The organism is Algoriella sp., assembly GCF_036647415.1.
Taxonomy (GTDB): domain Bacteria; phylum Bacteroidota; class Bacteroidia; order Flavobacteriales; family Weeksellaceae; genus Empedobacter.
Genome location: NZ_JAVXKG010000005.1, coordinates 112,570 through 137,325 on the forward strand (window position 1 = coordinate 112,570; position 24,756 = coordinate 137,325).

Annotated in this window: 23 protein-coding genes; 20 read left to right on the top strand and 3 right to left on the bottom strand. The window is 32.4% G+C overall.

The window, feature by feature from the left end; genetic code table 11:
- Nucleotides 1-170 precede the first annotated feature (170 nt).
- Entirely contained in the window at nucleotides 171-1,490 is a 1,320-nt protein-coding gene (locus RSC72_RS03690) for a solute carrier family 23 protein (RefSeq protein WP_332546555.1), read from the bottom strand.
- Nucleotides 1,491-1,637: 147 nt separating this feature from the next.
- On the opposite strand from RSC72_RS03690, the gene RSC72_RS03695 reads away from it, so the two are divergent.
- Nucleotides 1,638-1,853 (top strand): heavy-metal-associated domain-containing protein, encoded by a 216-nt coding sequence (locus RSC72_RS03695; RefSeq protein WP_332546554.1) that lies wholly within the window; start codon nucleotides 1,638-1,640, stop codon nucleotides 1,851-1,853.
- Between the two features lie 67 nt (nucleotides 1,854-1,920).
- Here RSC72_RS03695 and RSC72_RS03700 read toward each other — a convergent pair whose 3' ends face one another.
- A complete protein-coding gene (locus RSC72_RS03700; protein WP_332546553.1) occupies nucleotides 1,921-2,691 on the bottom strand; it encodes an NYN domain-containing protein in 771 nt (256 codons plus the stop codon).
- 149 nt (nucleotides 2,692-2,840) lie between these two features.
- On the opposite strand from RSC72_RS03700, the gene RSC72_RS03705 reads away from it, so the two are divergent.
- The 3 genes from RSC72_RS03705 (at nucleotide 2,841) to RSC72_RS03715 (ending at nucleotide 7,474) form a co-directional block, all read left to right on the top strand.
- Nucleotides 2,841-4,124, top strand: a complete 1,284-nt coding sequence (locus RSC72_RS03705) for a DUF389 domain-containing protein (protein WP_332546551.1) — start codon at nucleotides 2,841-2,843, stop codon at nucleotides 4,122-4,124.
- Nucleotides 4,125-4,150: 26 nt separating this feature from the next.
- Nucleotides 4,151-5,134, top strand: a complete 984-nt coding sequence (locus tag RSC72_RS03710) for a lipoate--protein ligase (RefSeq protein ID WP_332578414.1) — start codon at nucleotides 4,151-4,153, stop codon at nucleotides 5,132-5,134.
- 144 nt (nucleotides 5,135-5,278) lie between these two features.
- Entirely contained in the window at nucleotides 5,279-7,474 is a 2,196-nt protein-coding gene (locus RSC72_RS03715) for a B12-binding domain-containing radical SAM protein (RefSeq protein ID WP_332566158.1), read from the top strand.
- A gap of 207 nt (nucleotides 7,475-7,681) precedes the next feature.
- On the opposite strand, the gene RSC72_RS03720 is transcribed toward RSC72_RS03715, so the two are convergent.
- Nucleotides 7,682-8,314 (bottom strand): hypothetical protein, encoded by a 633-nt coding sequence (locus RSC72_RS03720; protein ID WP_332545496.1) that lies wholly within the window; start codon nucleotides 8,312-8,314, stop codon nucleotides 7,682-7,684.
- A 464-nt stretch (nucleotides 8,315-8,778) separates the two neighbouring features.
- Here RSC72_RS03720 and RSC72_RS03725 point away from each other — a divergent pair, with 464 nt between their 5' ends.
- From RSC72_RS03725 to RSC72_RS03800, 16 genes are all read left to right on the top strand, one after another.
- Nucleotides 8,779-9,936 (top strand): homogentisate 1,2-dioxygenase, encoded by a 1,158-nt coding sequence (locus RSC72_RS03725; RefSeq protein ID WP_332545523.1) that lies wholly within the window; start codon nucleotides 8,779-8,781, stop codon nucleotides 9,934-9,936.
- Between the two features lie 368 nt (nucleotides 9,937-10,304).
- On the top strand, nucleotides 10,305-11,435 hold the full coding sequence (hppD, locus tag RSC72_RS03730) for a 4-hydroxyphenylpyruvate dioxygenase (protein WP_332545498.1): 1,131 nt from the start codon (nucleotides 10,305-10,307) through the stop codon (nucleotides 11,433-11,435).
- A gap of 116 nt (nucleotides 11,436-11,551) precedes the next feature.
- Entirely contained in the window at nucleotides 11,552-12,376 is an 825-nt protein-coding gene (locus tag RSC72_RS03735; RefSeq protein WP_332545499.1) for a phosphatase PAP2 family protein, read from the top strand.
- 90 nt (nucleotides 12,377-12,466) lie between these two features.
- On the top strand, nucleotides 12,467-13,723 hold the full coding sequence (locus tag RSC72_RS03740) for a dihydrolipoamide acetyltransferase family protein (protein ID WP_332578415.1): 1,257 nt from the start codon (nucleotides 12,467-12,469) through the stop codon (nucleotides 13,721-13,723).
- A 5-nt stretch (nucleotides 13,724-13,728) separates the two neighbouring features.
- Nucleotides 13,729-15,783 carry an alpha-ketoacid dehydrogenase subunit alpha/beta gene (locus RSC72_RS03745; protein WP_332545503.1) on the top strand — a complete coding sequence of 685 codons (2,055 nt, stop codon included), beginning with the start codon at nucleotides 13,729-13,731 and terminating at the stop codon, nucleotides 15,781-15,783.
- Between the two features lie 118 nt (nucleotides 15,784-15,901).
- Nucleotides 15,902-17,239, top strand: coding sequence for a phenylacetate--CoA ligase family protein (locus RSC72_RS03750; RefSeq protein ID WP_332578416.1), 1,338 nt, complete (start codon nucleotides 15,902-15,904; stop codon nucleotides 17,237-17,239).
- A gap of 6 nt (nucleotides 17,240-17,245) precedes the next feature.
- A complete protein-coding gene (locus tag RSC72_RS03755; RefSeq protein WP_332578417.1) occupies nucleotides 17,246-17,818 on the top strand; it encodes a TetR/AcrR family transcriptional regulator in 573 nt (190 codons plus the stop codon).
- 3 nt (nucleotides 17,819-17,821) lie between these two features.
- Nucleotides 17,822-18,904 carry a 1,2-phenylacetyl-CoA epoxidase subunit PaaE gene (gene paaE, locus RSC72_RS03760; protein WP_332578418.1) on the top strand — a complete coding sequence of 361 codons (1,083 nt, stop codon included), beginning with the start codon at nucleotides 17,822-17,824 and terminating at the stop codon, nucleotides 18,902-18,904.
- Between the two features lie 23 nt (nucleotides 18,905-18,927).
- Entirely contained in the window at nucleotides 18,928-19,893 is a 966-nt protein-coding gene (paaA, locus tag RSC72_RS03765) for a 1,2-phenylacetyl-CoA epoxidase subunit PaaA (RefSeq protein ID WP_332545508.1), read from the top strand.
- Nucleotides 19,894-19,897: 4 nt separating this feature from the next.
- On the top strand, nucleotides 19,898-20,185 hold the full coding sequence (gene paaB, locus RSC72_RS03770; protein WP_332545509.1) for a 1,2-phenylacetyl-CoA epoxidase subunit PaaB: 288 nt from the start codon (nucleotides 19,898-19,900) through the stop codon (nucleotides 20,183-20,185).
- Between the two features lie 3 nt (nucleotides 20,186-20,188).
- Complete coding sequence (gene paaC / locus RSC72_RS03775; protein WP_332545511.1) at nucleotides 20,189-20,965, top strand: 1,2-phenylacetyl-CoA epoxidase subunit PaaC; 777 nt, start codon at nucleotides 20,189-20,191, stop codon at nucleotides 20,963-20,965.
- Nucleotides 20,959-21,447, top strand: coding sequence for a 1,2-phenylacetyl-CoA epoxidase subunit PaaD (gene paaD, locus RSC72_RS03780; RefSeq protein WP_332545513.1), 489 nt, complete (start codon nucleotides 20,959-20,961; stop codon nucleotides 21,445-21,447). The genes paaC and paaD overlap by 7 nt, the downstream gene beginning before the upstream one ends.
- A 6-nt stretch (nucleotides 21,448-21,453) precedes the next feature.
- Nucleotides 21,454-22,239 carry an enoyl-CoA hydratase-related protein gene (locus RSC72_RS03785; RefSeq protein WP_332545515.1) on the top strand — a complete coding sequence of 262 codons (786 nt, stop codon included), beginning with the start codon at nucleotides 21,454-21,456 and terminating at the stop codon, nucleotides 22,237-22,239.
- A 3-nt stretch (nucleotides 22,240-22,242) separates the two neighbouring features.
- Nucleotides 22,243-23,400, top strand: coding sequence for a 3-hydroxyacyl-CoA dehydrogenase NAD-binding domain-containing protein (locus tag RSC72_RS03790; protein ID WP_332545517.1), 1,158 nt, complete (start codon nucleotides 22,243-22,245; stop codon nucleotides 23,398-23,400).
- Nucleotides 23,401-23,415: 15 nt separating this feature from the next.
- Nucleotides 23,416-23,829 (top strand): hydroxyphenylacetyl-CoA thioesterase PaaI, encoded by a 414-nt coding sequence (gene paaI, locus RSC72_RS03795; RefSeq protein WP_332545519.1) that lies wholly within the window; start codon nucleotides 23,416-23,418, stop codon nucleotides 23,827-23,829.
- A 49-nt stretch (nucleotides 23,830-23,878) separates the two neighbouring features.
- Nucleotides 23,879-24,756, top strand: an 878-nt coding sequence (locus RSC72_RS03800) for an acetyl-CoA C-acyltransferase (protein ID WP_332578419.1), incomplete at its 3' end; no start/stop codon positions are given.

Consider the following 24,756-nt stretch of genomic DNA (forward strand, 5'->3'; position numbering starts at 1 on the left):
CATGTTTTAAATAAATAAAAAAAGACAGAAAATTTATATTTTCTGTCTTTTTTTATGAAAAGCCAAATTTTGAAAATAAAGCTATTTTTTTTCAATTTTGTATCGAGAATAAGGTTTTAGAACTGATGAATTTTATTTAAAATTTACAAGAGTAAACTTAATATAAACTTTTATTCCTCATCAAACATATCTTTGAACGAGATAACTTCTCGTCCAGGTAATATAAGATTTAGTACCACACCTATTATTGATGCTAAAGCCATTCCTTCTAATGAAAACATATTTCCGATATGTATTGCTGCACCTCCAATTCCAATAATTAAAATAACAGATGAAATAATAAGGTTTCTTTTGATTTTAAAATCGACTTTATTTTCGATTAACATTCTTAAACCACTTGATGCAATTATTCCGAATAATAATATAGAAACTCCGCCCATTACAGGTGAAGGAATTGTACTTAATAATGCCGAAATTTTACCACAAAATCCAAATAATATAGCAAAACAAGCAGCACCAATAAAAACATAAATACTAAAAGCTCTTGTTATGGCTAGAACACCAATATTTTCACCATAAGTTGTATTTGGCGGACCTCCAATACAAGCCGCAATCATTGTTGCAATACCATCTCCTAACATTGATCTGTCTAATCCTGGATCTTCAATCAAATCTTTATTTACAACTTTACTTAAAACTAATTGATGTCCGATATGTTCTGCAATTGGAACTATTGTTACAGGAATCATTAAGAAAATAACATACCATGATAATGATGGTTGATAATCTATAAATGGAACAGTAAATGGCGGAACCATAAACCAACTTGCTTGTTTTACAGGTTCTAAATCGACAACACCCATTGTTATAGAAAAAAGATATCCACCAATTATACCAACTAAAATAGGAATAACACTTAAAAAACCTTTGCTAAATATTGCTGTGATAATGGTAATGATTAACGTTACAAAGCCAATCGTAACATAGGTTAAATCGTATTTTCCTGACGGATTATTTGTAACCATACTGATTGCCGTAGATGCTAATCCTAGTCCAATAACCATTATTACAGGACCAACAACAATAGGTGGTAAAAGATTCATTAACCATTTTGTACCCGCTTTTGCAATTAACAATGCAACAATAGAGTAAGTAACTCCGACAAGAAAACTTCCGACAAGAAAACTTCCAACCTCAATTCCACTTGTGGGATTTGCTTCTAAAGCTTTCATTGCGATAATTGGGTTAATAAAAGCAAAAGATGAACCTAAATATGAAGGTACTTTTCCTTTTGTAATCAAGATGAAAACTAAAGTTCCTATTCCGCTAGAAATTAAGGCTATTGCAGGACTCATTCCTGTAAGAGCTGGGACCAAAACAGTCGCGCCAAACATTGCAAATAAATGCTGAATACTCAGTAATATTCCTTGTCCTAATTTGGGTTTTTGATTGATTGCTAAGACAATATTATTGTCATTTTTTTGCTTCATTTTAAAAGAAATTGATTGTGTCGTGTTTGTTTTGCAAAAGTAGTTTAAAACAGAGAGTTTTTAATTGAAATTTTGTAAGTTTTTCCACTAATTATATAAGAAAGTAATCCATTAAAAAGTAGAAATTTGTAAAAGAAAATAGAACAAATGGAAACAAACGAATTAAAGTTTAAAACAAATATAAATTGTGGTGGTTGTGTAAGTAAAGTAAAACCATTTTTAGACAATTTAGAAGGAGTAGAGGCGTGGGAAGTTGATACTGATAATGTCGATAAAATTTTAACAGTAAAAACAAAAATTGCTGATGAAGATATTATCGATACAATAGAAGGAGTTGGTTTTAAAGCCGAATTGATACAATAATTTAGATATTTTTGGTTAATTTTGAATGATTCCTTGCTAAAATTTGGCAAGGAATTTTTTTATACGTTTATTTTCGTTTTACTAAAGGATGATTTAATTCTCCAACTTCATTTTTAATAATTTCAAAATCTGTTAAATTATCAAATAATTTAGATAACGAAGTAAAACCGTATGTTCTAGCATCAAAACTTGGATCTATTTTTCGAATATTAGCTCCGACTTTAGAAATATGTGCAATATCATTATCATTTGTAGAAATTTCAAAAGCTTTAAAAATAGTCTCTTGATCTTTTTCTGATAGAAAACTCTTATTTTTTGTTTTTCTAGATACAGTTCCTTTTTTAGGAGTAGCTTTTGTATTTATTTTTTTAGGAATAACTTGTGTCTTAACAGGTGGTTTTGGCGAAATATTTTCGGTATATGTAAAAATATCACACGATTTCACAAACGCTTCGGGAGTCTTTTTTTCTCCAATTCCCATTACAAATAAACCTTCTTCTCTTATTCTTTTTGCTAATCCAGTATAATCACTATCGCTAGAAACAATACAAAAACCTTCTATATTTTTACCATGTAAAATATCCATAGCATCTATAATTAATGCACCATCAGTTGAATTTTTACCCGTTGTGTATGAAAATTTCTGAATTGGATTAATCGAAAATTGATTAATTAAATCTTTCCAAGAATTCATAGTAGTAGAAGTCCAATCTCCATAAATTCTTCTAATTGTTGCTTTACCATATTTCGAAACTTCCTCTATCGTTTCTTTTAATAATTTGGCTTGCGCGTTATCTCCATCAATTAGAATAGCAATATTAAATTTTTTTTCACTCATTGGTTCTGATGATTATTAATCTTAAACAATTTTTATAAAGGTAAAGATAATAACCAGAATTTATAAGAAATTAAACTGAATATATGTATTTATTTTTTAGGATTTATATTTAAAAAATGATTAACTTAAAAACGACTAAATGATATGAAATGAACAGATTACAAACACTTCTAAATTTACATACAGGCGAAGAAGATAAGAGTAAAGTATTGGCAGATGTTGTTAAGAATATATCTTTTCGAGGATCAAATTTATGGATTTTAGCCTGTGCAATTTTTATTGCCTCAATTGGTTTAAATGTTAATTCGACAGCTGTTATTATTGGAGCCATGTTAATTTCGCCTTTAATGGGACCTATTGTTGGTGCTGGTTTCGCTTTGGCAACGTATGATTTTAACTTACTGAAAAAATCGGCTAAAAACTTGCTTATTGCAACAGTTGTAAGTTTAATTGTTTCTTCAATTTATTTTTATTTAAGTCCGTTTAAAGAAGTTCAGTCCGAATTATTGGCACGAACATCGCCAACTATTTATGATGTTTTAATTGCTTTTTTTGGAGGAATTGTAGGCGCAATTTCTATTACACGTGTTGATAAAGGAAACCCAATTCCTGGTGTTGCAATTGCAACAGCACTAATGCCTCCTTTATGTACAGCGGGTTTTGGATTGGCAGCTCTAGATTTTAAATTTTTTATTGGTGCAATGTATTTATATTGTATTAATTGTTTTTTTATTGGAATAGCGACGTTTGTGATTATTAAATATCTAAAATTTAAACCGGTTGTTACAGAAAATAAAGCGTTTGATAAAAAGCTTCGTTATATTATTACTGTTTTAGTTTTTTTAATGGTTATTCCGAGTTTTTATTTGGCTTATAATTTATTGAATGAGAAAAAATTTAGTCAAAATGTAGACAATTATATTAAAACTGAATTTACAGATAAAGGATATACGTTAATTTATCAAAAAATAAGTTATAATGCTTCGCCAAAAACAATAGATTTAGCTTTTCTCACAAAAAAATTTGATAGTATAGAAATTGATAGACTAAATAAAGATTTGATTATTTATGGTTTGAATAATACAAAAGTAAATATTAGACAAAGTACAGAAGATATGAAATCTGAAATTTTATCTGAATTGAGTAAGCAAAATACAAATCTTTCAGAGAAGGATATTCAGATTAATTTGCTTAATACAGAGTTAAAACAATATAAATTTGATGATCCCGAATTGGTAAAAGAAGTAAAGGTTTTGTTCCCAGAAATAGCCGAAATATCGTTCGGAAAAGTCAATAATTATTTCTCAATAGACTCTACTTTTCAATCAACAGTTGTTATTTATAAAGTCAATAAAAAAATTGACACATCAAAGTTAATGCAATGGTTACAGCTCAAATTTTCGGATAATAATGTTCAACTAATAGCAAATTAACGCCTATTTTTGTACAAACTTTCAATATGTTTATAATCGATTCGCCATCACATGATGCATATTTCAATGTAGCTTTAGAAGAATATTTATTGTACAAATATCCAACCGAAGATATTTTTTTGTTGTATATAAATGCACCTTCTATTATTGTCGGAAAATTTCAAAATACGTTAGCCGAAATCAATTTAGATTACGTGAATGCACAACAAATAAAAGTAGTTCGTAGAATGTCGGGTGGTGGAGCGGTTTATCACGATTTAGGAAACCTTAATTTTTCGTTTCATACACTTCTTGGATCAAATGATTTTATGGATTTCTCGAAATTTACTGCACCTGTTATCAAGGTTTTGAATAGTTTAGACGTACCAGCGAAATTAGAAGGAAGAAATGATTTATTAGTTGATGGAAAGAAATTCAGCGGTAATGCAAAATTGGCTAAGAATGGAAAAATGATTCAACACGGTACAATTTTATTTAATTCTGATATGTCAGTTTTAGGCGATGCCTTAAAAATGAATCCTTTGAAATATGTTGATAAAGCAATAAAATCTAACCGTGCGCGTGTTACAAATTTGATTGATTATTTTCCGACTGAAATTTCGACAGATGATTTAAAAGAATTATTGATCGAAGAAATGTTAGAGAATAATGTAGGTGCAAAAATCTATCAATTAACATCAGAAGATTTAGTTGGAATAGGGGATTTGATTAAAGAAAAATATCAAACATGGGATTGGAATTTTGGATTTTCTCCAAAATATAATTTCAAAAATGCAAAGAAAATTCCAGCAGGTTTCATAGAAGTACATTTAGATGTAACCAAAGGAATAATTGAAAAAATAAAGATTTTCGGTGATTTTTTTGCGTCAAATCCAATAGAGGAATTAGAAAGTCAATTTCTTGGTAAGAAGCATGAATTAGCTGAAATAGAACGTATTTTAGCTTCAAATGATTTAACAAATTATTTTGGAAAAGTAACTTTAGAAGAAATTTTAGAGTTGTTTAAATAATCTATCATCATACTTTTAAGTCGCGTTTAGAACAATTTATAGTATAAGCGCGATTTATTATTTAATTATTTTTTTGTAGAAATAAATGAATTCTACGACTTATTTTTTCTCAACTCTACGTATTTTTGCATCAAATATCAGCAATTGAATACGGATCTATTATTAATCACTCCACCATTTACGCAATTAAATACACCTTATCCTGGAACAGTCTATCTGAAAGGATTTCTTAACACTCTTTCATATTCTACTTTTCAAGCAGATTTAGGTTTAGATGTGATTTTGCAATTGTTTTCTAAGCAAGGTCTTACAAATTTATTTGATTTTATACTTCAGCAAGAAATACAATTAGGCGAAAATAGTCAGCGTATGTTGATGTTGAGAGACGATTATATTGCGACAATAAATCCTGTTATTCGATTTTTACAAGGAAAAAATTCAACTTTAGCAGATTCTATTGTTCAAGATGGATATTTACCAGAAGCTTCTCGTTTTGCAGAATTAGATGATTTGGAATGGGCTTTTGGTGCGATGTCTTTTCAAGATAAAGCCAAACATTTGGCAACACTTTATTTAGAAGATTTATCAGATTTGATAATCGAAGCAGTTGACGAAAATTTTGGTTTTAGTCGATATGCAGAGCGTTTAGGTCGTTCGGCAAATTCTTTTGATGAATTATACGGAGAACTTCAAAAAGAACCAACATATATAGATCGAATTACTTTAATAGAATTAGAAAAGTTAATTCAGCAAACCAATCCAAAAATGATTGGTTTTTCGGTTCCATTTCCAGGAAATTTATATTCAGCTTTTCGCTGTGCGCAATATATCAAAACAAATTATCCCGAAATTGTTGTAGATATGGGAGGTGGATTTCCAAATACGGAATTACGTTCTCTTAGTGACACTCGTGTATTCGAATTTTTCGATTTTATTACCTTAGATGATGGTGAAGCACCAACAGAACAGTTGTTGAAATATATAAATAATGAAGTTGAAATATCAGATCTAAAAAGAACATTTACATTAGTTAATAATCAAGTTTCTTATATCAATAATCCATTAATTAAAGATTATAAATTTAGCGAAGTTGGTACGCCAGATTATACAGATATTAAGCTCGATAATTATATTTCTGTAATAGAAGTTGTCAATCCTATGCATCGTTTGTGGAGCGATGGACGATGGAATAAGTTGACAATGGCGCACGGTTGCTATTGGGGAAAATGTACGTTTTGTGATATTTCATTAGATTATATCAAGATTTATGAACCGATTGCGGCGAAACAAATTGTCGATAGAATGGAAGAGTTGATAGAGTCAACTCAAAATACAGGTTTTCATTTTGTAGATGAAGCAGCTCCACCAGCACTTATGCGAGAAGTTGCATTAGAAATTATTCGAAGAAAATTAACAGTAACTTGGTGGACAAATATTCGGTTCGAGAAAAGTTTTTCTCTTGATTTGTGTCGATTATTAAAAGCTTCTGGTTGTATCGCTGTTTCGGGTGGATTAGAAGTTGCGTCTGACCGATTATTAAAACTAATTGATAAAGGTGTAACTGTAGAACAAGTTGCAGTTGTCAACCGTAATTTTACTGAAGCTGGAATTATGGTGCACGCCTATTTGATGTATGGTTTTCCGACGCAGACGAAACAAGAAACAATAGATAGTTTGGAAATGGTTCGCCAAATGTTTGAATTAGGAATATTGCAATCCGGGTTTTGGCATCAATTTGCAATGACAGCTCATAGTCCTGTAGGTCTTAATCCAGAAAAATACGATGTGATTAATCACAGTACCGAATTAGGAACTTTTGCGAATAATGATATGATTCACGAAGAAAAATCAGGTTTACTTCACGATCAATTTTCTTTTGGATTGAAAAAATCTTTGTTTAATTATATGCACGGTGTTGGTTTTGAATTATCATTGAATGAATGGTTTGATTTTAAAGTTCCAAAAACATCGATTAAACCAAATCATATCGAATCGGTTTTAAATAATGAAACCTTTACTACGCATAAATCAACACAAAAAGTGATTTGGTTAGGAGGAAAGCCACAAGTAGAGATTGTAACGAAAACGAAAAAAGGAAAAACATTCGAAAACGCTGTTTTACAATTTCATACCAAACAAGATTATCTTGAAATTATCGTAGATAAAGAGATTGGCGAATGGTTAGTAGAATTTGTACAATTTCTAAAAGAAAGTCCAAAAACGATTTCGTATCAACAAATGAAAACAAATTTCGAAGAATATACGCAAACAGATTTTGAACTTTTTATTTATTCAAAACAAGCAGAAAAACTGAAAGAAAATGCGTTGTTAATCGTATAAAACATAAAAACCTTGATAATTCAAGGTTTTTTATGTTTTTTATCAATAGAACCGTCAATTCGAGTGAAATTCTTATAGAATTTCGTATCGAGAATAAGGTTTTCGAAGTTAAAATTTATCTTAGTTCTCGATATAATTTTTATTCATTTCATTTCTAAAAATCACTCGAACTGACGAATTTTAATTCAAATTGAAAATCCTTTATGATTAGTTTTTGTCAAATGATTTTAAAGAACCATCAGCATTAAACATTCCTGTGTAATTTCCTCTTGTTCCTTGTACGCTTGCCATCCATCTTAATTCTCCTGTTGCAGGATTCATCGCGTAATAAAGCGCTCCTAAAGGTTGTGCACCTTCGATATCTTTTGATTTTGCTTCAACTTGTTTGTTGATGTTTGCAACTGTTTCAAATTTGATGTCTTTTAGCGGGAAAACATTGTCATCCATACTTCCTCCACCAGAAATTTGAACTGGTTGTGGCTCTTGCCATTTTCCGTTTTGGAACAAATAATCATCTACGTTTTCTGGTTTTGCAGGATCTTGAATTGCTAATTTAATTCTTCCATCACCATAAAAATAGACTTGTTGAAATACTTTGATGTCTTTTCCTTTGAATTTTGGTAATTCTTTCAATTCTTTCTCTGCTTTGTTTAATAAAGCAACGTCATTTAATAAATTTCCGCTTGTTGTAGCCTCTCCAGAGTTAACATTTTCTGTCGTTTCGTTATCACTTTTTGCTTCAACATTTTCGGTATTCGTTTCAGAAGCTTTTTTGTCATCTTTACAAGAAGTAAAAACTAAGGCAGAGATTGCTAAAATTGCAAATAAATTCTTTTTCATAATGTTTGTGTTCTTATACTTACAAATTTAGTTTGCTAAATAACGTTATACAATCACTGAAAATAGGGAGTTTGTGGGATTTGAAGTTTTTTATTCAATTTGCATTCTTACAGGATATTGTACTTAACGGCTACTTTATTATTCTTTTTATCTAATGATTTTTGTTTTAGGAAATGGTTAAATATTATTTAATTAATAATTATAGAAATCAAAATCTTAAACAAAAATGAATAGTGTATTTGGTACAATCAAAAAAAACTTCCTATATTTGGCTTAATACAGAAAAGAAATGCAAACAATTAAAGCAAACATAAAACCTTTATTTGTTGGAATGTCGAAGCAAACTTCTGCTTTACTTTCCAAAATTGTATTTGCTCAATATTCACACTAAGATATTGCAGACTTTTGTTGACGAATCTTACGTCATCTATACCTTTTCATCAAAATTTAACACAAAATACAATATGCCACTTTATCATCATTTGGGAAATTTCCCACATAAGCGACATACCGTATTCCGAAAACCAAACGGTGATTTATACGCCGAAGAATTAGTTTCTACACATGGATTTTCGAGTACGTATTCTAATGTTTATCATTGTTATCCGCCAACTTTGGTAAAAGAAATTAACGAACCTTTTTCGGTAGAACCAAAAATTGCACGTGCAAAACATTTGAAACATACATCACTGAAAGGTTTCAAGGTTCAACCAAAAAAAGATTATATAGAATCGAGAGTACCAGTTTTGGTCAACAATGATTTGCACATCTCTTTGGCAGCTCCACAAAAGTCGATGACCGATTATTTTTATAAAAATTCTATGGCAGATGAAGTGATTTTTATTCACGAAGGGTCAGGAATTTTAAAAACTGGTTATGGACAAATTGAGTTTGGATATGGAGATTATTTAGTTATTCCACGAGGAATTATTTATCAATTTCATTTTAATGATGAGAATAATCGATTGTTTATTACCGAATCATTTAGTCCAATAGAAACGCCTCGTCGTTACCGTAATCATTTTGGACAATTGATGGAGCATTCTCCATTTTGCGAACGTGATATAAGACGTCCACAAAATCTTGAAACAATTGATGAGCATGGAGATTTCAAGATTATGATAAAAAAAGAAGGATTGATTTATCCGTATGTTTATGGTACACATCCTTTCGATTTTGTTGGTTGGGACGGTTATCATTATCCTTGGGCTTTTTCTATACATGATTTCGAGCCAATCACAGGTCGTATTCATCAACCACCACCAGTTCATCAAACTTTTGAAGGTGCAGGTTTTGTCATCTGTAGTTTCGTTCCTCGCTTGTTTGATTATCATCCAAATGCAATTCCAGCGCCTTATAATCACAGTAATGTAGATTCTGATGAAATTTTATATTATGTTGATGGAGATTTTATGTCAAGAAAATCGGTAGAGAAAGGACAAATTACGCTTCATCCAGCAGGAATTCCACACGGACCACATCCTGGTACGGTAGAAAAATCGATTGGAGCAAAAGAAACGCATGAATTAGCGGTGATGATTGATCCTTTCCGTCCATTGATGCTAACAGAACAAGCTTTAGAAATTGAAGATCCAGATTATTACAAATCTTGGCTTTATTAATTTTGTTCTAAATTGGATGATTGTCATTCAGAGCTTGTCGAAGAATCTAACATTGAATTAATAATACAAAAGTGTCATTCTGAATTCGTTTCAGAATCGCATAAATTAAGTAGATAAAAAAAGCTGAATAAATTAAGTTTGGCGTAATTGTCATTCAGAGCTTGTCGAAGAATTTAAAACTAAATTTATAATACAAAATTATCATTCTAAACTCGTTTCAGAATCACATAAATTAAGTAAATAAAAAGCTGAATAAATTAAGCTTGAATAATTGTCATTCTGAGCCTGTCGAAGAATCTAAAAAAATACAGTAAAATTTAATACATTTTACTTTTTATAAAATACAATAAAAAAATAAACACAATAAAATGAGTACACAAACATTTGCTGAAAAAATAGCGCAAGCACAAGATTTCTTACCAATAAATGGAACAGATTATATCGAATTTTATGTTGGTAATGCAAAGCAAGCCGCACATTATTATAAAACTGCTTTTGGTTACCAGGAAGTTGCGTATGCAGGACCAGAAACAGGTGTAAGAGATAGAGCTTCTTATGTTTTACAACAAGGGAAGATTCGTTTAGTTTTAACTTCTGGTTTAAAATCGGATTCACCAATTTGTCAACATCAAATGAAACATGGTGATGGAGTGAAAATTTTAGCACTTTGGGTTGATGATGCGTATGATGCTTTTGAGCAAACGACAAAAAGAGGTGCAAAAGTTTACATGGAACCAACGACAATTACAGATGAGTTTGGTGAAGTTAAAATGGCTGGAATTTACACGTACGGAGAAACAATTCACATGTTTATCGAGCGTAAAAACTATGAAGGTCCATTTATGCCAGGTTATGTGAAATCAGAATCAGCATATCAACCTACCGATTGTGGTTTGTTGTATGTAGATCATTGTGTAGGAAATGTTGGTTGGAATCGTATGAATGATACTGTACAATGGTACCAAGATGTGATGGGATTTGTAAATATTTTGTCATTTGATGATAAACAAATCAATACAGAGTATTCAGCATTAATGTCTAAAGTGATGAGTAACGGAAATGGTTTTTCTAAATTTCCAATTAACGAGCCAGCAGAAGGTCAGAAAAAGTCACAAGTTGAAGAATATTTAGATTTTTATGAAGGAGAAGGAGTGCAGCATATAGCAGTTGCAACAAAGGATATTGTGAAAACTGTAACAGAGCTTAAAGCACGCGGAGTTGAGTTTTTATCTGCTCCACCAGAAGCATATTATGAAATGATTCCTGATCGTGTAGGAGAAATTGATGAAGATATTAAGAAACTTCAAGATTTAGGAATTTTGGTTGATTGTGATGAAGAAGGATATTTATTACAAATTTTCACAAAACCTGTCGAAGATCGTCCTACTTTATTTTATGAAATAATTGAGCGTCATGGCGCACAATCATTTGGTGCAGGAAATTTTAAAGCTTTATTTGAGGCGTTAGAAAGAGAGCAAGATCGCAGAGGAAATTTATAAATTATTCCATATTTTACAACAAGCCATTCATTTTTTTGAGTGGCTTTTTTCTTAATCAAATCTTAAGTTTTAGAAATTAAGTTTACGTCTACATTTGTTCATAGAAATATATAAAAATGACGTTAACTTATTCTAATACCTTTAAATCTTTGTGCTTACTACTATTTATTGTTTCTCCAATAATCAAAGCACAAGACACAATTCAAAACTCACAAATAGCAAAAGATTCTGTTATTTCAGATTCACTTTCTAAACAAGTATTTAATCCAAATGATAAAGTTTATCAGTTTAAAACAAAAAAACTGATTATTCCTGCTGTTCTTATCACGTATGGTGGTTTAAGTTTAGCAATTCCTGCTTTAGATAACTTGAATAAATCCACTCAGAATGAGATTTTAGAAGATAAAACAAGAGGAAATCGATTTGATAATTATACACAATATTTACCTGCTGCTGCGGTTTATGGACTAAACTTGGCAGGTGTAAAAGGAAAACATAATCTGAGAGATAGAACAATTATTTTTGCAACTTCGCAAATTATTAATACAAGTTTGGTTATGGGATTGAAACATACTGTAAACGAAGAACGTCCAGACGAATCTAATCATCTTTCTTTTCCATCTGGGCATACAGCAAACGCATTTTCTACTGCTCAATTTATGTTTAGAGAGTACCAAGATTCTAATTTTTGGTTAAGTTTGGCGGGTTATCCATTAGCCGCTTTTACGGGCGTTTATCGTGTTATTAATAACAAACATTGGGTAGGTGATGTGGTTGCGGGAGCAGGAATTGGAATTCTTTCCACAGAAGCTGCATATTGGCTTTTCCCAACGATTAACAAATGGTTTTCTCCAAAAAGTAAAGAATCTAAAGTCGCTACAATGGTTTTTCCTATATTTCAAGAAAAACAGGCGGGAATTGGTTTGGTGATGAGATTCTGATTTTTTAATAGAAAGAAATATTTTAACTAACATTCATTAGTTTTTATAAAAAATCATTATCTTCAACGCACAAAACAGCAAACAAAGAAAATGAAGAAAATAGAACTAACGATTCCAAAGTTGGGAGAAAGTGTAGAGTCTGTACAACTTGTTCGTTTTACAAAAAATATTGGCGATTTCATCAAAGAAGATGAAGTTATCGCTGAGGTTTCGACGGACAAAGTAGACTCTGATATACCTTCTGCAATTTCTGGAAAAATTATCGAGTTTAGATTTAATGAAGGAGATGAAATAAAAATAGGAGAAATTTTTGCAACAATAGAACAAACTGAAAGTGATTCTTCTTCAGAAAATTCTACAGATAAAGTTGAGGTTGTACAAACAATTTCTACTACAGAGTTGAATGAAATTTCATCTATTTCAGATCAATTTTTATCACCTTTGGTAAAAAATATTATTCAAAAAGAAAACTTACAATCCGAAGATATTTCGCAAATAAAAGGTTCTGGTCGTGAAGGAAGAATTTCTAAAAATGATGTTTTAAATTATATTCAAAATAAATCAGTTACAGATTTTGACTCAAGTAATACTTTAATTGAAAATACAGTTGTTTCATCTTCTTCTTTCGGTGCAAAATCTGAAATTATAGAGATGGATAAAATGCGTCAATTGATTTCTAAACACATGAAGAAAAGTAAACAAACTTCTCCTCATGTTACAGCTTATGTAGAACCAGATGTGACGAATTTTGTAAAATGGCGTGAAGAAAATAAAGCCAAATTTGAAACGAAATACAAACAGAAATTAACGTACACACCAATGATTGTGGATTGTGTAGTTCGTGCAATTAAAGATTTTCCGATGATTAATGTATCAGTTGATGAAACTGAAACTAAAATAATCAAACACAATGAGATAAATATCGGAATTGCAACTGCATTACCTAATAATAATTTGATTGTTCCTGTTATAAAACAAGCTGGAGAATTGAACTTAGAGGGTTTAGCAAAAAATGTAAATACAATTGTAGATAAAGCGAGAAATAATAAACTTTCGCCAGATGATGTTCGTGGTGGGACATTTACGATTAGTAATGTTGGTACGTTTGGAAATTTGATGGGAACACCAATTATCAATCAACCCGAAGTGGCAATTTTAGCAACTGGTGTTATTAAGAAGAAACCAGCAGTTTTAGAAACAGAATTTGGAGATATTATTGTCGCGAGACAATTTATGTATTTATCACTTTCTTTTGACCATCGTGTTGTTGACGGTTCTTTGGGAGGAGTTTTCTTAAAACGAATTTCAGATTATATCGAGAATTGGGACATTAATACACAAATCTAACAGCAATGGAATCTACAACAACCACAACAAAATTAATACAAACAGCATACGAATTATTGTTTACAGCAAAGACTTTGACCGATTTATACGAAGAAAATAAAGCTGTAACAAGCAAATATGTACACGCAACTTCACGTGGACACGAAGCAATTCAAATTGCAACGGGTTTACAATTATTACCTCAAGATTATTTGAGCGCATATTACCGCGATGACGCAATGTTGTTAGCAATAGGAATTACACCTTACGAATTGATGTTGCAATTATTAGCAAAACGTGACGATGTTTTTTCTGGAGGAAGAACATATTATTCTCATCCAAGTTTGCGAAGAGATGATATGCCAAAAATTCCACATCAGAGTAGTGCGACAGGTATGCAAGCGATTCCAACAACTGGAATTGCGATGGGTATGCAATACAAAGAATTGGAAGGTTTATGCGAAGAAGAAATCAAACCAATTTCGGTTTGTTCTTTGGGTGATGCTTCTTGTACAGAAGGAGAAGTTGCAGAAGCTTTTCAGATGGCGGCTCTAAAACAATTGCCAATTTTATATTTGGTTCAAGATAATGAATGGGATATTTCAGCTTCTGCCGACGAAATTCGTGCCCAAGACATTGCGCATTATGCAAAAGGTTTTAAAGGTTTAGAAGTTTTTCAAGTAGATGGAACAGATTTTTTAGCATCTTATGAAACGATTCAGAAAGCAATAGAAATTATCCGTACAGAGCGTCGTCCAATTTTGGTTCATGCAAAAGTTCCGTTACTTAATCATCACACTTCAGGTGTTCGTAAAGAATGGTACAGAGATGATTTGGAAGAAGCACAATTGCGTGATCCGTATGATAAATTAAAAAAGAATTTATTAGATGATGGTTTCGAATTAAATGATTTAATCGAAATCGAAAATAAAATTAAAAATCAAGTTGAGGCGCAATATCAAGAAGCTTTAAAAGCTGAAGATCCTCGTCCCGAAGATTTATATACACATGTTTTTGCACCAACGCCAATTACAGAAGAAAAAGGAATTCGTTCGCCAGAAGGTAAAGATAAAACGGTGATGGTAGATTCTGCACTTTTTGCGATTCGCGAAATGATGGCGAAACATCCAGAAGCTTTATTATATGGACAAGATGTAGGTTTGCGCTTGGGTGGAGTTTTCCGTGAAGCGGCAACTTTAGCAAAACAATATGGTAAAAATCGTGTATTTAATACACCAATTCAAGAAGCATTTATTGTCGGTTCTACGGTCGGAATGTCTGCTGTTGGATTAAAACCAATTGTAGAAGTTCAGTTTGCAGATTATATTTGGCCAGGTCTTAATCAGTTGTTTACAGAAGTTGCGCGTTCTAATTATTTATCAAATGGTAAATGGCCAGTTTCAATGATTTTACGTGTGCCAATTGGTGCGTACGGAAGTGGTGGACCATATCATTCGAGTTCAGTAGAAAGTGTTTTGACGAATATCAAAGGAATCAAAATTGCTTATCCATCTACAGGAGCAGATTTGAAAGGATTGATGAAAGCTGCTTATTATGATCCAAATCCAGTTGTAATGTTGGAGCATAAAGGATTGTATTGGAGTAAAATAAAAGGAACAGAAGACGCTGCAACTGTAGAGCCAGACGAAGATTATGTGTTGCCTTTTGGTAAAGCTCGTGAAGTTTTGACGGCAGAATCTTCTCAAAATCATAATTCTGTTACAATAATTACCTACGGAATGGGAGTTTATTGGGCAAAACAAGCAGCGAAAGATTTTCCAAATCAAGTAGAAATTATAGATTTACGAACTTTAGTTCCTTTAGATGAAGAAACAATTATTAATAGTGTAAAAAAACACAATAGATGTATTGTTTTGACAGAAGAACCAAAACAAAACTCTTTTGCACAGAGTGTTGCAGGATTGATTAGCGAAGAATGTTTTGAGTATTTAGATGCTCCCGTTCGTGTTTTAGGTGCGCAAGATTTACCTGCAATTCCATTAAATTCTACTTTAGAGAAAGAAATGTTGCCCAATGCAGATAAGTTAAAGGTATTGATTAATACTATTTTAAGTTATTAAAAAGTCTTAATTTAATAATAATTGTATTTTTTACACCAATAAAAACTAACGTTTGTTAGTTTTTATTATTTTTTTGTTTAAATTTGTTATTATCAAAAATCAAAATCTGCAAAAAATTATGATATTTAATCCTGAGATCGAACAAATGCCAATTGAAAAATTACGCATTATTCAGAACGAAAGACTTCAAAATATGTTACAAAAAGTGTACAAAAATGTACCTTTTTACAAAAACGCTTTTGATGAAGCTGGTGTAAAACTAGAAGAAATTAATGGTGTTGAAGATTTACACAAATTACCTTTTACAAAGAAAAATCATTTAAGGGATAATTATCCTTTTGGTTTATTTGCAGAACCAAAAAGCAATGTAATTCGTTTGCATTGTTCTAGCGGAACAACGGGAAAACCAACTGTTGTTGGATATACAAAAAACGATATAGAATTATTTTCTGAAGTTGTTGCTCGTTCTTTAGCAGCATCAGGTTGCGAACCAGGAATGACATTGCAAAATGCGTACGGTTACGGATTGTTTACAGGTGGATTAGGTTTGCATTATGGCGCAGAAAAATTAGGAATGACAGTTGTTCCAATTTCTGGAGGTAATACAGATAAACAAATTATGTTACTGAAAGATTTTCAGGCTGATGCAATTTGTGCAACACCTTCTTATGCGTTAACAGTAGCTGAAGAAATAAAGAAAAGAGGAGAAACCTTAGATAATTTTAATCTAAAATTTGCAATCTTAGGTTCAGAACCTTGGTCAGAAGCTTTACGTCAAGAAGTAGAAGGAAGTTTGAATATCAAAGCTTCTAATATTTATGGATTAAGCGAGATTATTGGTCCAGGAGTTTCTAGCGAAGATTATGAGGAGCAAGGTACAGGTTCTTATATTTGGGAAGATCATTTTTTTCCAGAAATTGTAGACGAAAAAACAGGTGAGCCAGTTCCTTACGGACAGCCAGGCGTTTTAGTTATTACAACTTTAACAAAAGAAGCTTTACCTTTGGTACGTTATTGGACAGGAGATATTACGACCCTAACATATGAACATTCTAAGAAAAGAACGCATATCAAAATGGGACCAATTATTGGACGTGCAGATGATATGATGATTATTAGAGGAGTCAACTTTTTTCATACTCAAATCGCAGATTTTATTCCAGAATTTCCGCAATTATCTCCAAATTATCAAGTAGTTTTGACAAAACCGAAAAATATGGATGTTGTAGAAGTTGGTTTCGAAATTAATGCTGATTATTTCCAAGAAAAAGGATTTGATTCTGATAATTTAAACGAAGAAACGAATACAGAAGCACAACGAATTATTTCGAATATTCATAAAAAAATAAGAGATAATATCGGTTTAGGAATGAATGTTAAGTTATATCAAACAGACCAACTTCCGAAGAGTGAAGGAGGTAAATTAAACCGAATTATCGACAATAGAGAGTTATAAAACCATATGCCTAAACAAAGTAAAAGAGAATTGATCATTCAAGAAGCAGCTTTAATTTTCAAACAAAAAGGATATTCTGCAACATCAATGCGAGAATTAGCCGAAAAAGTTGGAATGGAAGCGGCGAGTTTATACAATCATATTCGATCGAAGGACGAAATTTTAGAAGAAATTTGTTTCAAAGTTGCCAATCAATATGTTTCACATATTAGTTCAATTGAAGATACGAAAGAATCTAATGTTCAGAAACTTAGAGATTTGATTCAATTACATGTCAGAATGATTATTGACGAACCAAATGAAGTTTCTGTAGCAAATAATGATTGGAAAAATTTATCAGATACCAAGAAAGAATTGTACAAAACAATCCGAAAAGGATATGAGAAAAGAATTGCAAATCTTATAAAAGCAGGAATTACAGCAGGCGAGTTTAAAGAACTTAATGTTTCGGTCGCTTTATTTACATTGTTATCATCGCTAAGATGGATAGAATTATGGTACAAACCTGGACGAGATATTACGCCAGAACAATTAGAAAATGACTTAATGACACTTTTAATAAACGGATTTCAAAAATAAGCTATGGCAATCAATTTTCATAAATTAGCAGTTAAACAAATAAAGCGTGAAACAGCAGATTGTGTATCTGTCGTATTAGATGTGCCTGCTGAATTAGAATCAGAATTTAAATTTAAACATGGTCAACACCTAACGTTTAAAGATATAAAAGATAACGAAGAAATTAGACGTTCTTACTCTATTTGCTCTTGTCCTACAGACGGAGAATTGAGAGTTGCCGTAAAGAAAATTACAGACGGATATTTTTCTTCTTATATAAACGACGAACTAAAAGTTGGTGATGTATTAGATGTAATGACTCCGCAAGGAAATTTCTACACAGAAGTACATGTCGACAACAAAAAAACGTATGTAGGTATTGCGGCTGGTTCGGGAATTACGCCAATATTATCTATCATAAAAACAGTTCTTACACAAGAACCAGAGAGTCAATTTGTATTGATTTATGGAAACAAAAACAAAGGTTCTATCATCTTTAAAGAAGAAATAGAAGCCTTGAAAAATAAATACATGCAACGCTTTAGTGTCTATAATATTTTAAGTAGAGAAACGGCTGATGCAGAAATTTTAAGTGGAAGAATTACAAAAGAAAAAATAGAATATTTTATTCAAAATATAATTGATCCAAAACAAGTAGGAGAAGTATTTTTATGCGGACCCGAAGATATGATTTTGGGTGGACGAGATGCTTTTGTAGAAGCTGGTTTAGAAATTCAAAATGTACATTTCGAATTATTTTTCAGCGCATCAGCAGAAGCAAAAAAAGCTGAACGTCAGAATGCAGTAAAAGAATCTGATGATACAATGAGTAAAGTTACCGTGAAATTAGACGCAACTTCTTTACAAATTGATTTAGGATATCACGGCGACACAATCTTAGATGCGGCTTTACAAAACGGAGCTGATTTACCTTATGCATGCAAAGGCGGCGTTTGCGCTACTTGTAAGTGTAAAGTGTTAGAAGGTGAAGTGGAAATGGACATCAACTATTCGTTAGAGCCAGACGAAATTGCAGCAGGATTTGTTTTATCATGTCAAGCGCATCCTCGTTCTGCTAACGTAGTCGTAGATTTTGATGCCAAATAATTAACTCTTAAAAAAGGATAAAAATGAGTGCAAAAGAAATCGATTTTCAAGAAATTTTTGATCAAAAGATTGAAAATGAAGTTCGTATCGAACCAAAAGATTGGATGCCAGAAGCATACCGCAAAACATTAATCAGACAAATATCTCAACATGCTCATTCAGAAATTGTTGGTATGTTACCAGAAGCAAATTGGATTACAAGAGCGCCTTCGTTAAATAGAAAGAAAATTTTATTAGCGAAAGTTCAAGACGAAGCTGGTCACGGATTATATTTATACTGTGCCGCAGAAACTTTGGGTACAACTCGTATTCAGACTTTAAATGATTTACATTCAGGGAAAGCAAAATACTCATCAATCTTCAATTATCCAACCCTTACTTGGGCAGATATCGGAATGATTGGTTGGTTGGTAGATGGAGCCGCGATTCTTAATCAAGTTCCATTATGTCGTGCTTCTTACGGACCATACGCTCGCGCAATGGTACGTGTTTGTAAAGAAGAATCTTTCCACCAAAGACAAGGTTACGAATCATTAGTAGTTTTATCAAAAGGAACACCAGAACAAAAAGCGATGTTGCAAGATGCAATGAATCGTTGGTGGTGGCCAACATTAATGATGTTTGGACCTGGAGATGATGCTTCTTCTAACTCAGAATTATCAATGAAATGGAGAATTAAACGTTTTTCTAATGATGAATTACGTCAACGTTTCGTAGATATTTCAATCCCACAAGCCGAATATTTAGGATTAACTATTCCAGATCCAGATCTTAAATTTAATGAAGAAACTGGTCATTACGAATTCGGAGAAATTGATTGGGAAGAGTTTTGGAATGTTGTGAAAGGAAACGGAAAATGCAACAAAGCACGTGTAGATGCACGCCGTTCTGCACACGAAAACGGAGCTTGGGTTCGTGACGCTGCAACAGCTTACCACGAAAAAAGAAAACAAAGAGAATTAGAAAAAGAACAACGCAAAAACGCATAAAAAGATGGAAAATAGAGATTGGCCTTTATGGGAAGTATTTATCAGAAGTAAACAAGGGTTAGACCACAAACATGTTGGTAGCTTACACGCTGCAGACTCTATGATGGCTTTAGAAAATGCACGCGATGTTTATACGCGTCGTTTAGAGGGGGTAAGTATTTGGGTGGTAGAATCAGCTAATATTCATGCTTCTAATCCAGACGAAGCGGAACTATTTTTTGATCCATCGGAAGACAAAGTTTACCGTCATCCAACTTTTTATGATGTTCCAGAAGAAATTAAAAACATGTAATTTATGACAACTACAGTTTATCAAAACAATCAAAATTACATCGATTATATCTTGCATTTAGCAGATACAAATCTTATTCTGGCACAACGTTTATGTGAATGGTGTGGTCATGGACCAATTTTAGAACAAGATATCGCAATGTCTAATATGGCGTTAGATTTATTGGGACAAACAACCAATTATTACAATTATGCTGCGGAAATGATTGGGAATGGAGCTACGGAAGATACGTTGTCAATGTTGCGTGAAGAGCGCGAATACAAAAATCTTTTGTTAGTCGAATTACCAAATGGACATTTCGGAGATACAGTTGCGCGTCAATTCTTTTATGATTCTTACCATTATTTCTTGTTAGAACAATTCCTAAAAGTGAAAGATCTTAAATTACAAGCAATTGCAGAAAAATCATTGAAAGAAGTAAAATATCACTTAAAATGGTCATCAGAATGGATGATTCGTTTGGGCGATGGAACACAAGAATCTCACGATAAAATTCAAGAAGCGGTTAATTCAATTTTACCTTATGTAAAAGAGGCTTTTATCTTATCAGATTATCAAAAAGTATTGATTGAAGAAGGATTAATTTCTAATCCAGAAGATTTTAAAGCAGCTTGGTTAACAAAAGTGAACGAAATTTTAACTGAAGCAACAATTGTTGCAGATGTAGAAAATGCATTTGCTCAAAAAGGAGGAAAAGATGGAATTCATACAGAGCATTTAGGTTTTATTTTAACAGATTTACAATATCTACAAAGAACATATCCAAATTCGCAATGGTAACAGAAAAAGACATTTGGCAATATATGGAGGAAGTCGCAGATCCAGAAATTCCTGTGATTAGCGTCATCGATCTTGGTGTTGTGCGTAAAATTGATTTGCTTGACCAAGAAAGTGTCAACATTACAATAACGCCAACATATTCGGGATGTCCTGCAGTTACTGCCTTTTCTATTTCTATACGTTTAAAATTAATCGAAAAAGGATTTAAAAATATCAATGTCATCAATCAGTTAACGCCAACTTGGACAACTGATTGGATGACAGAAGAAGGAAAACAAAAAATGAAAGCGTACGGAATTGCGCCGCCAGTCAAAAATCCTATGAGCGATGAGCTCTTTTCGGATGAGCAAAATATAGAATGTCCACAATGTGGCTCTCACAATACTCGTCTTATCAGTCAATTCGGTTCTACTGCCTGCAAAGCAATGTATCAATGTAACGATTGTCACGAACCGTTTGATTATTTCAAATGTCATCACTAAAAAATTATGGAAAATTCTACAACAATTATATACACACAACAAGACGGAATTGCGACAATAACGTTAAATCGTCCTTCGGTTTTCAATAGTTTTAATCAAGAAATGATTCAAACTTTACAACATTATTTAGATGTTGTAGCACAAGATTCTTCTGTTCGTGCAATTGTACTTACGGCAACGGGAAAAGCATTTTGTGCTGGTCAAGATTTGGGTGAAGTTTTAGAAGAAAAAGAAATTGATTTCAACAAAATTGTAACCGAAAATTACAATCCATTAGTTCTTAAAATTAGAAATATGGAGAAACCAGTTATCGCTGCCGTAAATGGTGTTGCTGCTGGTGCTGGTGCTAATTTAGCGTTGGCTTGTGATATTGTTGTAGCAAAAGAATCAGCGAATTTTATTCAAGCTTTTTCAAAAATTGGTTTAATTCCAGATTGTGGAGGAACTTATTTTTTACCTCGTTTAATTGGACTTCAAAAAGCGACAGCTTTAATGATGCTTGCGGATAAAGTTTCTGCTGAACAAGCAAAAGAAATTGGAATGATTTACGATTATTTTTCAGATGATACATTTGATGCTGAAGTTGCGAAATTGGCTGATAAATTAGCAAATTTACCAACAAAAGGTTTGGCTTATACCAAAAAATTATTGAATCAAACATTTAATAATTCGATGGAAGAACAATTAATTCAAGAAGGATTATATCAAGCTAAATCTGGAAACACGAGCGATTATCAAGAGGGTGTTGACGCATTTTTAGAAAAAAGAAATCCAGTTTTTAAAGGCGAGTAAAAAATGAAAAAAGTAGGAATTATTGGGAGTGGAGCAATGGGATCTGGTATTGCGCAAGTTTTTGCACAAGCTGGTCATTCGGTTGTTTTATATGACACAAACCATGTAGCTTTAGAACGTTCGAAGGCAAATTTAGCAAAGACGTTTGAAAAATTAGTTGCAAAAGAAAAATATACAGAAGAACAATCTGCTCAAATACAAGGAGCAATCTCATATAACGATAATTTAGATGCTTTTGCAGAAATCGATTTGATGATTGAAGCAATTGTTGAGAATTTAGAAGTTAAACAAACCGTTTTTAAACAAGTAGAAGCTATCGTTTCAGAAACTTGTATTTTAGCGTCTAATACATCTTCATTATCAATCGCATCAATCGCATCGGCTTGCGAAAAACCAGAACGTGTGATTGGAATTCATTTCTTCAATCCTGCACCATTAATGGCTTTGGTAGAAATTATTCCAGCCGTACAAACACACGAAGGTTTAGCAGAAGATATAAAAGAATTAATACAATCTGTTGGTAAATTACCAGTTATCACAAAAGATACACCAGGGTTTATTGTAAATCGTGTTGCTCGTCCATTTTACAGCGAATCTATTCGTTTGTTAGAGGAAGGAGTTGCAGATGCAGAAACGATAGATTTTGCAATGACTTCGTTGGGAGGTTTTCGTATGGGACCTTTCGAATTGATGGATTTTATCGGACATGATGTTAATTATCGTGTGACAGAATCTGTTTTCGAAGCATTTTTCTATGATCCTCGTTTCAAGCCATCTTTTTCTCAAAAACGATTATTCGAAGCTGGTTTTTATGGACGAAAATCTGGACGTGGTTTTTACAATTACGCAGAAGGAGTCGAAAAGAAAGCACCGTCAAAAGATCAAACATTATTAGAAAAAATCTATAAACGTGTTTTAGTTATGTTGATTAATGAAGCCTCTGATGCATTATTCTTGAATATTGCAAACAAAGAAGATTTAGATACAGCGATGACAAAAGGTGTAAATTATCCAAAAGGATTATTGAAATGGGCGGACGAATATGGATTAGAAAATGTACAAAATGATTTAGATGAATTGTACAATTATTACCACGAAGACCGTTACCGTTTGAGTCCAATTATTAGAAATCTTGTCAAAGAAAATAAATCATTTCACTAATATTTATCAAATAAAATGGAAACACAAAAGTTATTAAACAGAATGCTTGACCACGATAAATTTAGTGAATGGTTAGGTTTAGAAGTGATAGAAGTAAGAGAAGGTTACGCAAAATTACAAGCTAAAATTCGTCCAGAAATGATGAATGGAGTTGGTTCTGTTCACGGAGGAGTTACATTTTCTATGGCAGATTCTGCGTTTGCATTTTCATGCAATATGTACAATAATATCTCAGTTGCATTAGATGTTCATATTTCATTTACGAAAGCTGGACGCGAAGGAGATGTATTTACAATAGAATCGCAAGAAGTTTCTTCGACAAAAAGAACGGGTATTTACGACATCAAAGTTACGAATCAAAATAATGAGTTAATTGCTTTATTTAAAGGAACTTGTTTCAGAACAGGTAAACCTTTGATTGAAGAGTAATTTATAAATTGCTTAAGGCATAAAGCTTTAAGCACTAAGCTTTAAAACAATGAACCAAACATATATTATAGATGGAGTTAGAACTCCAATTGGTAAATTAAAAGGTGGATTATCAGCTGTTCGTCCAGACGATATGGGCGCAATGGTAATTGCCGAATTATTAAAAAGAAATCCATCAATTGATCCTGCTGTTTTTTACGATGTAATTTTCGGAAATGCAAATCAAGCAGGAGAGGATAACCGTAATATTGCGCGCATGTCAGCCTTATTATCAGGTTTACCTTATACAGTTCCGGGAGAAACAGTAAATAGATTATGCGCATCGGGATTATCTGCGGCAATTTCTGCATCAAGAGCCATTCAAGTTGGTGATGCACAATTAATGATTTCTGGAGGAGTTGAGTCGATGACGCGTGCGCCTTTAGTAGTTTCTAAATCAGCTTCTCCATTTGGTGGTGATGCTCAAATTTATGATTCTACATTCGGATGGCGTTTTATCAACCCAAAAATGAAAGAAATGTGGGGAGTTGATGGAATGGGAAATACAGCAGAAAACTTGGCAGAACGTGATAATATTTCGCGAGAAGATCAAGATAAATTTTCTGTATGGTCGCAACAAAAAACGGCTGTTGCACAAGCAAATGGTCGTTTAGCGAAAGAAATTGTTCCTGTTATTATTCCACAACGCAAAGGTGAATCAATCATTTTTGATACAGATGAATTCCCAAAAAATAACACAACAATGGAAATTTTATCGAAGTTACGTCCAGCTTTCAAAGCCGATGGAACAGTAACTGCTGGTAATGCTTCTGGTTTGAATGACGGTGCAGCAGCTAATATTTTAGCTTCAGAACAAGCGATTAAAGATTTTGGTTTAACGCCAATGGCGCGTATTGTAAGTTCTGGTGTTGCGGGTGTTGAGCCATG